Raw genomic sequence first — 10,910 nt, forward strand, 5'->3', positions numbered from 1 at the left:
CACCGACCGTGCAGCGCCTCACTCGACGAGCACGCAGCGTGCTCCGCTGAAGATCGTGGGCATGCATTTGTTGCAGTGGATGCACAGCGACTGGGCACCGGCCTCGGACCGGATCCGGTTCACCAGGTCGGGTTCGCGCAGCAGTGCCCGGGCCATGGCGACGAATTCGAAACCCTCCGCCATCGCGGTGTCCATGCCCGCCCGGTCGGTGACGCCGCCGAGCAGGACGAGCGGCAACGCCACCGCGGCACGGATCTGGCGTGCGTGCTCGAGCATGAACAGGTCGCGGTAGGGATAGGCGCGGATCATCGACTTCCCCACCAGTTGCACGCCGAGACGGATCGGTTGCGGCATCGCGGCGGCGAACTCGCGGACCGGCGCGTCACCCTTGAACAAGTACATGGGATTGAGAAGTGAACTGCCCATGGTGAGTTCGAGGGCGTCGACGCTGCCGTCGTGTTCCAGCCAGCGGGCCACCTGGATGGCCTCGTCGAGCCAGAACCCGCCGGGGACGCCGTCGTCCATGTTGAGTTTGGCGAGAATCGCGACCCTGCTGCCGACGGCGTCGCGGACGGTCCGCGCCACGTCCCGCACCACCCGGGCCCGGTTCGCGAGTGATCCGCCGTAGGAATCTTTGCGACGGTTCAGCTTCGGGCTGAGAAACGCACTGGCGAAGTAGTTGTGGCCGAAGTGGATCTCGACGGCGTCGAAGCCGGATTCGACGGCGAGGCCGGCGGCGGTTCCGTGGGCGGCGGTGATCTTGGCGATGTCGGAGGTGGTGGCACTGCGGATCATCCGCATGCTCAGCGGATTGAGCGACCGCGAGGGTGCGAGTGCAGGCAGTCCGGTGGACTTCTCGTTGGCGACGGGTCCAGCGTGCCCGAGTTGGGCGGAGGCGGCGGCGCCCTCGGCGTGGATGGCGTCGGTGAGTCTGCGCAGCCCAGGGACGGCGTCCGGGCGCATCCACAATTGACCGCGTTCGGTTCGACCCTCCGGTGCCACAGCGCAGTAGGCCACCGTCGACATCCCGACCCCACCCGCCGCGGGTCGGCGGTGGAACTCGATCAGTTCGTCGGTGACCAGCGCGTCGGGTGTGCGGCCCTCGAACGTGGCCGACTTGATGATCCGGTTGCGTAACGTGAGGGGGCCCAGGGTGGCAGGAGCGAAAACGTCTGGTGGTGTGGTCATTCCCGGCCCTTCGTCGTGTGCGCTCGACGCTAGGTCAGGGGGCGGTGCGGTGACCCGGATGTGTCCGCTGAGCGGGAGACCGCCGCGGCCCACGGATGACCCCTCGACATCCGTGAGACCGCGGCGGCGTCCGGTCAGCCGACGGTTTCGGGCGTCTTCTCTGGCGTGCTGTCGGCGGCCGCGCTCTGTTGCCTGCGGCCGAGCGCCCAACAGGCCAGCGTGATCGCACACGTGAACGTGAGTGTCGCGAACAACTGGTTGCGTGCCGCGTCGTCGAACAATGCCAGCACCGCGACCGCGGCCAGCAGCGCGAGAGCGACATACGACAGATACGGGAATCCCCACATCTTCAGCGGAAGATCCGTCCGCCCCAATTTCTCGGCGCGCCGCCGCAACACGATCTGCGAGACGGTGACGAACGTCCACAGCACCAGGATCGTCGAACCGACCGCATTGAGCAGCAGCGGGAGAACACGATCCGGGGCCAGGTAGTTGAGGACGACTGTGACGAAGCCGAACGTCACCGACGCCAGCACCGCCACCCGGGGAACGCCGTTGCCCGACACCCGGCCGAACACCTTCGCCGCCGCGCCGCGTTCGGACAGCGAGTAGATCATCCGGGAACCGCTGAACAGCATGGCGTTCAGCGACGACAGCAGTGCGATGACCACGACGACGGTCATGACGGCGCCCGCGCCGGGCACATGCGCGGCGTTCAGGACGGCGACGAACGGACCCGTCGCGAGTTCGTCCGCGGTCCACGGCAGCACCGTCACCATGATCAGCACGGAACCGATGTAGAACACCAGGATCCGCCAGACGATGGACCGCACGGCCCGGCTCACGTTGCGCTTGGGTTCCGACGTCTCCGCGGCGGCAATGGCCATCACCTCGGTGCCGCCGAACGCGAACACCACGATCAGCAGGCCGGCCGCGATGCCGGTGACGCCGTTGGGGGCGAACCCGCCGTGGCCGGTGAGGTTCGACAGGCCCGGTGCGTCGAAGCTCGGGATCCAGCCGACGATCATCGCGGAACCGACCGCCAGGAACGCGACGATCGCCACGATCTTCAGTGCGGCGAACCAGAATTCGAACTCACCGAAACGAGACACACCCGCCAGGTTCACGGCGGTCAGCACACTCATGTACGCCAGGGCCGCCACCCATTGTGGCACCGCGGGTATGGAGGCGGCGGTGATCGCCGCAGCCGCGGTCGCTTCCGCGGCGACCACGATGACGACCTGCACCCAGTAGAGCCAGCCGATGGTCCGGCCGGCGATCGGGCCCATCGCGTTTTCGGCGTGGACGGAGAATGCGCCGCTGTCGGGGTCGGCCGCCACCATCTCGCCCATCATCCGCATCACCAAGACCACGAGGAACCCGGCGATGAGGAAGGAGACGAGCACGGCGGGCCCGGCGACGGCGATGCCCGCGCCGGAGCCGACGAACAGTCCGGCGCCGATCGCGCCGCCCAGGCTCATCATCACCAGCTGCCGCGGTTTCATCGCCTGCTGCAGGCCAGTGGATTTCGGTGGGTCGTGCACGGTGTTCATGGGGGCTCCCGGCCGTCAGACGAGCTGATCGAGTGCGATCTCGAAGGCGGTACCGGCGATTCCGGTCGGTTGCGGGGACCGCGCGAAGCAGCGCTCGAGTGCCGTCGCGATGGTGCCGGAGACGTCACCGAAGATCGCCTCGTCCGACACCTCGATGTCACCCTCCATCAGCAGTGCGAAGGCCCGCGCCATACCGCAGTTGGCGATGAAGTCGGGGACGACGGCGACGCTCTTGTCCGCGTACTCGTAGGTGGGGCCGTAGAAGATCTCGTCGTCCGCGAACGGCACGTTGGCGCCGCTCGCCACCACCTCGAGGCCGCCTGCGATCAACCCGTCGACCTGCTCGCGGGTCACCAGACGGGATGCGGCGCAGGGCAGGAAGATCTCGGCGCCCGAACTCCAGATCGTCTCGTTGATCTCCTCGAACGGCACCATGCCGGCAGCGCGCAGTTCGTTCCCCTTCTTCGCCAGGAACAGGGCGCGGATCTGCTCGAAGTCGTAGCCGTCGGTGTTCGACAGTCCACCGTTGCGGTCGAGGATGCCGACGATCCGGGCACCGGACTGGGCCAGGTAGTACGCGGCGGTTGCGCCGACGTTGCCCCAGCCCTGCATGATCACCCGCTTGCCGGCCAGCTCGCCGCCGTAGACCCGGTAGTAGTGCCGCACCGATTCGGCGACACCCCACCCGGTGATCAGGTCGGACACCGTGTACTTCGCCTGCGGATCGGGAGTGAACCGCGCATCCTCGACGACCTTCGCGACCCCCAGCCGCAGCTGGCCGACGCGCTGCACCCGCTCACGGTCGCTGGCCGCAAAGTGCCCGTTGACGACACCTTCCTGCGGATGCCACAGACCGTAGCTCTCGGTGATCGGCACGACCTCGGCCATCTCGTCGACGTTCAGGTCGCCGCCGGTGCCGTAGTACGACTTGAGCAGCGGGGTCACCGCCTTGAACCAGCGCCGCAGCACCTCGTCCTTGCGCGGGTCCGTCGGGTCGAAGTCGATGCCCGACTTCGCGCCGCCGATGGCCGGACCCGAGACGGTGAACTTCACTTCCATGGTCTTCGCCAGCGACTCCACCTCGCGGCGATCGAGACCGCGACGCATCCGGGTTCCGCCGCCGGCAGCGCCGCCGCGCAGCGAGTTGATCACCGTCCATCCGCGTGCGGAGGTCTCCGTGTCGTGCCACTCGAAGACGATCTCGGGGGCCTTCTCTTCGAATCGGGTGAGCAGATTCTTCATCGCTTCTCTCGGTTTCTCGACTGCCGGGACCGGGCTTCGCGGTCGGTGTGCCCGACCGGTGCCCGCGCTGTTACGGCGATCACTGTGGTGGGCGCCACTCGTGCGCCGCAACCGGGCGCGCAGCAGGTAGCCGCGATGAGCATCACCGAGAAAGAAGTTCGACGTTTTTCTATCCAGTTTGTGCAGCAGATCCGATGATCGTGTTGCTAATCCGGTTCCGAGGACGCTGTGCGATAGGCCGGGGCCTTCGCCGACCGCGGTCGGTCGAGGGTTCGCAGGAGGGGCATCGACCGGTAGGGGACGATCACCGACAGCACCATCACGCTCGTGGATCGGGCGACGACGCTCGATTTGTTCAGATCGATCAGCGTCTGCTGCAGTCCGAGGTGCGAGCCGGCGGCGACGCGGCACAGGATGTCGCCCGAACCGGTGGTCGCGAAGGCCTCGAGCACACCGGGAATCGATTCGAGTTCCGACGTCACGGAGTCCAGCGCACCCTGCGCCGTCTCCAGCGTGACGAAGGCCTGCACGTCGAACCCGGCGGCGGCGATGTCGAGGCGCGGCTCGTATCCGGCGATCACCCCCGACTCCTCGAGTTTGCGCACCCGCGCCTGGACGGTGGCCCGCGCGACCTTGATCCGCCGCGACAGCTCGAGTACGCCGGCCTTCGGGTCGTCGTGCATGGCGTCGAGGAGGGCGAAATCGAGTTCGTCCAACTGCACAGCGTCCTTCATGGCCAGCCCTCTCCGAAGCGAGTCAACTAGTCCGACTGTATAAGAAATGTGGTCCCGGGGCCGTCGAAGGTGGCACTCCGGCTAGCTTCTGCTGGCTCGGTTGCCTATGTGGGCGGTGTGGGTTTTCGTAGTGACCCAGGCAACAGGCCAAGCCCTCCGTCCCTCGAACCAGGAAGACAGCGATGACGATCGAACAGACTCTCACCGACAAGGAACGCCTGGCGGGTCTCGACCTCGGCCAGCTCGAACAGCTGGTCGGGCTGGTGGAATACGACGGCACCCGCGACCCGTTCCCGGTCAGCGGCTGGGACGCCGTCGTCTGGGTGGTCGGCAACGCCACCCAGACCTCCCACTACTTCCAATCCGCCTTCGGGATGACCCTCGTCGCCTACTCCGGCCCGACCACCGGCAACCGCGACCACCACAGCTTCGTCCTCGAATCCGGCGCCGTCCGCTTCGTCATCCAGGGCGCCGTCGACCCGAACAGCCCGCTGGTCGAGCACCACCGCACCCACGGCGACGGCGTCGTCGACATCGCCCTCGCCGTCCCCGACGTCGACAAGTGCATCGCCCACGCCCGCGCCCAGGGCGCCACCGTCCTGGACGAGCCCCACGACGTGTCCGACGAGCACGGCACCGTCCGGCTCGCCGCGATCGCCACCTACGGCGACACCCGGCACACCCTCGTCGACCGCACCCACTACACCGGCCCGTACCTGCCCGGCCACGTCGCCCGCACCTCCTCGCACACCAAGCGGGACGGCGCCCCCAAACGCATCTTCCAGGCCCTCGACCACGTCGTCGGCAACGTCGAACTCGGCAAGATGGACCACTGGGTCGACTTCTACAACCGGGTCATGGGGTTCACGAACATGGCCGAGTTCGTCGGCGAGGACATCGCCACCGACTACTCCGCGCTGATGAGCAAGGTCGTCTCCAACGGCAACCACCGGGTCAAGTTCCCCCTCAACGAACCCGCCATCGCCAAGAAGCGCTCCCAGATCGACGAATACCTCGACTTCTACCGCGGTCCCGGCGCCCAGCACCTGGCCCTGGCCACCAATGACATCCTCACCGCGGTCGATCAGCTCACCGCCGAGGGCGTCGAATTCCTGGCCACCCCCGACTCCTACTACGAGGACCCCGAACTGCGGGCGCGGATCGGCAACGTCCGCGCCCCGATCGCCGAACTGCAGAAACGCGGCATCCTCGTCGACCGCGACGAAGACGGCTACCTGCTGCAGATCTTCACCAAACCCCTCGTCGACCGCCCCACCGTGTTCTTCGAACTCATCGAACGCCACGGCTCCCTCGGCTTCGGCATCGGCAACTTCAAAGCCCTCTTCGAAGCCATCGAACGCGAACAAGCCGCCCGCGGAAACTTCTGAGCGAGAAGATCACTCCGTGCTCGGTGGAACGCCGATCGCCGTCAGCAGATACGTCTCGGCGGCGTCGGCGTCCACACCGAGTGTGGTGAGCGGGCCGGGAGCGTCGGCCTCGCCGGCGAGCAGCGCGAGCAGCAGGTGCTCGGTGCCGACGTAGTTGTGGCCGAGACGCAACGCCTCACGGATCGTGAGTTCGAGAACCTTCTTCGCCGGTGCCGAGTACGGAATCAAACCGGGAGTTACGGCGTCGGCCGGAGCCTCGGGCACCGTGGCCTCGGCGGTTTCGCGGATCGCGAGGGGCGTGATGTCCTGGTCTGCCAGCGCGCGCATCGCGAGACTGTCCGGAGCACTGAGCATGCCGAGGAGTAGGTGCTCCGACCGGATCTCGGACTGACGGCCGGCCCGCGCCTCTTCGTGCGACTGGACCACCGCCTGCCGGGCCTTCTCGGTGAAGCGCGCGAACATGTTCGCGCTCTCCTTGGGGGTGAAGCGTTGGTGCGCGGCCTGTTTGGTGACTCCGATGCAGTCGCCGATCTCCGTCCAGGACGCGCCGCTGCGGCGCGCCTGGTCCACGAAGTGTCCGATCAGGTGGTCGGAGATCTCGTTGACGTGTTCGGCGGTGAGTACGGCCGCCGTGAGCTGTTCGAGTGGTTGGTCGGGGTAGCCGGACCGGATGCCGTCGATGAGGTCGTCGAGCCGAAGTTTCGTCATGCGTCAACGCTAGATTGACGATGGTCCATCGTCAAGGCTTCCTTGACGATGCTGTGCGGCGACTTTCCCGCCGGATCGGCGCCGTCGCGAATACGATGACGCCATGAGCCCTACCGAGGCAGTGGTGGCCGGGGCCGGGCCGACCGGTCTCACACTCGCATTGGAACTGGCGCGCCGCGGCGTCGAGGTGCGGATCCTCGACAAGTCGCTCCAGCCGTTCGCCGGTTCGCGCGGAAAAGGGTTGACCGCGCGCAGTCAGGAGATATTCGACGATCTCGGCATCGTCGACGAGGTCGTCGAAGCCGGGTTCCGGCACCTCCCCAACCGGGTCGCGGTCCGCGGCCGGGTGATCAGCGACAGCGACCCGCACGCCGACCTGAGCCCCACTCCCGACCGGCCCTACGACAGCGGGCTGATGATTCCGCAGTGGCGGACCGAGCAGATCCTGCGAGATCGGCTCTCGGCGTTCGGCATCGACGTCGAGAGGGGCGTCGAGGTGGTCGGATTCGACCAGAACACCGACAAGGTGACCGTCCGGCTCGCCGGGGGCGGGACGATCATGGCGCGCTACCTCGTCGGCTGCGACGGCGGGCGCAGCGCGGTGCGCAAGGCGCTCGGGGCGTCGTTCGAGGGCTCGGGCGGCATCGAGGGAATGCTCCTCGGGGACGTCGCCGTCGACGGCCTCACCCCCGACCGCTGGTACCAGTGGTCGCACCCGGAGAAGGGTTTCGTCGCGCTGTGCCCGTTCCGGGGGGTGAACTCCTGGCAGTTCCAGGGCGTGCCGTTCGCGGGTTTCGACGAGGACGGAAACCTGCCCGAACCGTCGCTCGACTACTTCCAGCGGGTGCTCGACGACGTCGCGTGCGATCCCGGCGTCCGACTGTCCGAACCGACGTGGCTGTCGACGTGGCGGGTGAACGTGCGCATGGTCGACCGCTTCCGCGACGGCCGCGTGTTCCTGGCCGGGGATGCGGCCCACATCCACCCGCCGGCCGGTGGGCTCGGAATGAACACCGGAATTCAGGACGCCTACAACCTGGGGTGGAAGCTTGCCCTGGTCCTGGCCGGCTCCGCGGACCCGTCGCTCCTCGACACGTACCAGGAGGAGCGCCTTCCGCTCGCGCGCTGGACGCTCGGAGTGAGCAGCGAGGGGCTGCAGAAGGTGGCCGCGACGCTCGGGAGCGAGGACTCGAAGGGCCTCGCGGGCGCGGTCACCGAGGACGGTCAGCAACTCGGCTTCGGCTACCCGTGGAGTTCGCTGTCGCGGGACGGGGGCGTGACGACGGCCGTGCGCGCGGGAGACCGCGCACCCGACGCACCGTGCCTGAGCTCCGATGGCACTCCGATGCGACTGTTCGACGTCTTCCGCGGGACCCACTTCACCATCCTCGGGTTCGACGGCGGGCCCCGGCACGCCCTGCAGGCTCTCGCCGAAGACGCACCCGACGACGTGAAGTACGTGGTGGTGGGCGATTCCCGCGGTCCCGGCGTCGACGTCGTCGACGACCGCGGGTTGGCGCGCAGCGCCTACGGGGCACATGGTGGCACGCTGGTGGTGGTACGCCCCGACGGTTACGTGGCACTTACCGCCGCGGCCACCGCCACCGACGACGTCCTCGACTATCTCGGTCGTCTGGTGGGGAGATCGTCGTGACGAAAGGCTGAACGATGCGGCACAAGGACGAGGAACGCGACTACGACGAGGCCGATCTCCACGTCGACCCGCCGAAGGACCACGCGGCCGGGGCGACCGCGGTCGCCGTGTCGATGAAGCGGGCGCTCGAGCACATGGGTGTGGTCCGGACGGCCGAGACACTGCTCCGGCTCAACCAGGCCGAGGGGTTCGACTGCATGAGCTGCGCGTGGCCCGACCCCGACCCGGGCCACCGGCACGCCGCGGAGTTCTGCGAGAACGGCGCCAAGGCGGTCGCGGAGGAAGCGACCCGTGACCGGGCGACACCCGAATTCTTCGCCCGGCACAGCATCGCCGACCTCGACTGCCACAGCGAGCACTGGCTCGGGCAGCAGGGCCGGATCACGCATCCGATGGTGAAGCGGCCCGGCGGAACCCACTACGAGCCCATCGACTGGGACGAGGCCTTCGCGCTGATCGGAAACCAACTCAACGCCCTGGACAGTCCCGACGAGGCGATCTTCTACACGTCCGGCCGGGCGTCCAACGAGGCGGCGTTCGCCTACCAGCTGTTCGTCCGCGCGTTCGGGACGAACAACCTGCCCGACTGTTCCAACATGTGCCACGAGTCGACCAGCATCGCGCTGCAGGAGTCGATCGGAATCGGCAAGGCCAGCGTCACGATGGAGGACGTCTATCAGGCGAAACTCATTGTGCTGCAGGGGCAGAATCCGGGGACCAACCATCCGCGGATGCTGTCGGCGCTGGAGAAGGCCAAGCAGAACGGTGCCAAGATCCTCTCGATCAATCCGTTGCGCGAGGCGGGTCTGGTCAACTTCAAGAATCCGCAGACGCCCCGCGGGATGGTGGGCCCCGGTACCGACCTGTCCGACCTGCATCTGCCCATCGCGCTCAACGGCGACCTCGCGCTGCTGCAGGCCTTCGGTTCCCTGCTCGTCGAATGGGACGCCCTCGACCACGAGTTCATCGACCACCACACCATCGGGTTCGAGTTGTGGAAGCAGCACGTCACCGACATCGACTGGGACGTGGTCACCCGGACGACCGGACTGTCGCGGGAGCAGATCACCGAGGCGGCCAGGCTGCTGCGTGATTCCGACTCCACCGTGTTCTGCTGGGCGATGGGACTCACCCAGCATCACAACTCGGTGGCAATCATCAAGGAAGTCACCAATATCGCACTCGCCCAGGGAAACATCGGCAAACCCGGCGCCGGGCTGTTCCCGGTGCGCGGCCACTCGAATGTGCAGGGCGACCGCACGATGGGGATCTGGGAGCGTCCGCCACGGCATTTCCTGGACGCCCTCGCGAAGGAGTTCGACTTCGACCCGCCCCGCGAGAACGGTTACGACACCGTCGATTCCATCCGGGCCATGCGCGACGGCAAGGCGCACTTCTTCCTCGGGCTCGGCGGAAACTTCGTCCAGGCGGCCCCGGACACCGACGTCACCGCCGCCGCGCTGCGCAAGACCCGGATGACCGTCCACATCTCCACGAAGATCAACCGCTCGCACCTCGTCTGCGGCGACACCGCCCTCATCCTGCCGACGCGGGGGCGCACCGAGCAGGACGTCCAGGCCGGTGGACCCCAGTTCATCTCCGTCGAAGACTCCACGTGTTCGGTCCACGCGTCCCGGGGACCGCTGAAACCGGCCAGCCCGCACCTCGATTCGGAGGTCGGTATCGTCACGCGCATCGCCGAGGCCACGATCGGGGACCGCTACGGTCTCGAGTGGAAGAAGATGCGGGACGACTACGCGAACATCCGCCTGCACATCTCGCGGGTGGTCCCCGGCTGCGAAGGGTACGAGGTGAACGTCCGGCGGCCCGGCGGTTTCGTGCTGCCGCATCCGCCGCGCGACTCCCGGACGTTCCCCACCCACTCCGGCCGCGCCGAATTCGCGGTGTCCCCGATCGAGGTGTTGCAGGTGCCCCCGAAGCACGTGATCCTACAGACGATCCGCAGCCACGATCAGTTCAACACCACGATCTACGGACTCAGCGACCGCTACCGCGGAATCGAGGGCGGCCGCCGCGTGATCTTCCTGCACCACGACGACATCGCGGCCCTCGGATTCGACGACGGCGACATGGTCGACCTCTTCACCCACTGGGCCGAGGACGACCGGGTCCGCTGCGCCCACGACTTCCGGATCGTCGAATACGACACCCCCCGCGGGTCGGCCGCCGCCTACTATCCGGAAACCAATCCGCTCGTCCCCCTCGACTCCACGGCGGCCGGCAGCAACTGTCCCACGTCGAAGTCCGTTGTTGTCTCCCTGGAACACGCCGGCCGGTACAGCGCCGAATGTCCGCCGGGGGCGAGCCAGGACGAGGTCGGCGCGGACTGGGCCCACAAGACAACTCCCCAGCCCAAGCACCTCTCCTGACGTGAGTGGCAATGTGTGCCCCGGCACGCATTCCCACTCACGTGCGCAGGTGA

At 67.5% G+C, this 10,910-nt stretch carries 8 protein-coding genes; 3 read left to right on the forward strand and 5 right to left on the reverse strand.

Features of this window, described 5'->3' with window-relative positions:
• Window positions 1-18: 18 nt before the first annotated feature.
• The 4 genes from RJ1_RS36735 to RJ1_RS36750 form a co-directional block, all read right to left on the reverse strand.
• On the reverse strand, window positions 19-1,188 hold the full coding sequence (locus RJ1_RS36735; protein ID WP_073367954.1) for an NADH:flavin oxidoreductase: 1,170 nt from the start codon (window positions 1,186-1,188) through the stop codon (window positions 19-21).
• 134 nt (window positions 1,189-1,322) lie between these two features.
• Window positions 1,323-2,741 carry an amino acid permease gene (locus RJ1_RS36740; protein WP_073367957.1) on the reverse strand — a complete coding sequence of 473 codons (1,419 nt, stop codon included), beginning with the start codon at window positions 2,739-2,741 and terminating at the stop codon, window positions 1,323-1,325.
• Between the two features lie 15 nt (window positions 2,742-2,756).
• The gene (locus tag RJ1_RS36745; RefSeq protein ID WP_073367959.1) at window positions 2,757-3,983 is read right to left on the reverse strand and encodes a Glu/Leu/Phe/Val dehydrogenase dimerization domain-containing protein; all 1,227 of its coding nucleotides are present in this window, start codon (window positions 3,981-3,983) and stop codon (window positions 2,757-2,759) included.
• 206 nt (window positions 3,984-4,189) lie between these two features.
• Window positions 4,190-4,717, reverse strand: a complete 528-nt coding sequence (locus RJ1_RS36750; RefSeq protein WP_073367962.1) for an Lrp/AsnC family transcriptional regulator — start codon at window positions 4,715-4,717, stop codon at window positions 4,190-4,192.
• 182 nt (window positions 4,718-4,899) lie between these two features.
• Between RJ1_RS36750 and hppD the strand changes: the two genes are divergently transcribed.
• Window positions 4,900-6,105 (forward strand): 4-hydroxyphenylpyruvate dioxygenase, encoded by a 1,206-nt coding sequence (gene hppD / locus RJ1_RS36755; protein ID WP_073367965.1) that lies wholly within the window; start codon window positions 4,900-4,902, stop codon window positions 6,103-6,105.
• A gap of 9 nt (window positions 6,106-6,114) precedes the next feature.
• On the opposite strand, the gene RJ1_RS36760 is transcribed toward hppD, so the two are convergent.
• A complete protein-coding gene (locus RJ1_RS36760) occupies window positions 6,115-6,813 on the reverse strand; it encodes a Clp protease N-terminal domain-containing protein (RefSeq protein WP_073367967.1) in 699 nt (232 codons plus the stop codon).
• 103 nt (window positions 6,814-6,916) lie between these two features.
• Between RJ1_RS36760 and RJ1_RS36765 the strand changes: the two genes are divergently transcribed.
• Both RJ1_RS36765 and RJ1_RS36770 read left to right on the forward strand, forming a co-directional pair.
• Window positions 6,917-8,467, forward strand: coding sequence for an FAD-dependent oxidoreductase (locus RJ1_RS36765; RefSeq protein ID WP_073367970.1), 1,551 nt, complete (start codon window positions 6,917-6,919; stop codon window positions 8,465-8,467).
• A 14-nt stretch (window positions 8,468-8,481) separates the two neighbouring features.
• Window positions 8,482-10,857, forward strand: a complete 2,376-nt coding sequence (locus RJ1_RS36770; RefSeq protein WP_073367973.1) for an FdhF/YdeP family oxidoreductase — start codon at window positions 8,482-8,484, stop codon at window positions 10,855-10,857.
• Window positions 10,858-10,910: the final 53 nt, after the last annotated feature.

The organism is Rhodococcus jostii NBRC 16295, from assembly GCF_001894825.1.
Classification (GTDB): domain Bacteria; phylum Actinomycetota; class Actinomycetes; order Mycobacteriales; family Mycobacteriaceae; genus Rhodococcus_F; species Rhodococcus_F jostii.

Excerpts from the sequence above, each read along its gene's own strand:
- RJ1_RS36735 (WP_073367954.1), bottom strand. The coding sequence starts at position 1,188 with ATGACCACACCACCAGACGTTTTCGCTCCTGCCACCCTGGGCCCCCTC.
- RJ1_RS36740 (WP_073367957.1), bottom strand. The coding sequence starts at position 2,741 with ATGAACACCGTGCACGACCCACCGAAATCCACTGGCCTGCAGCAGGCG.
- RJ1_RS36745 (WP_073367959.1), bottom strand. The coding sequence starts at position 3,983 with ATGAAGAATCTGCTCACCCGATTCGAAGAGAAGGCCCCCGAGATCGTC.
- RJ1_RS36750 (WP_073367962.1), bottom strand. The coding sequence starts at position 4,717 with ATGAAGGACGCTGTGCAGTTGGACGAACTCGATTTCGCCCTCCTCGAC.
- hppD (WP_073367965.1), top strand. The coding sequence starts at position 4,900 with ATGACGATCGAACAGACTCTCACCGACAAGGAACGCCTGGCGGGTCTC.
- RJ1_RS36760 (WP_073367967.1), bottom strand. The coding sequence starts at position 6,813 with ATGACGAAACTTCGGCTCGACGACCTCATCGACGGCATCCGGTCCGGC.
- RJ1_RS36765 (WP_073367970.1), top strand. The coding sequence starts at position 6,917 with ATGAGCCCTACCGAGGCAGTGGTGGCCGGGGCCGGGCCGACCGGTCTC.
- RJ1_RS36770 (WP_073367973.1), top strand. The coding sequence starts at position 8,482 with ATGCGGCACAAGGACGAGGAACGCGACTACGACGAGGCCGATCTCCAC.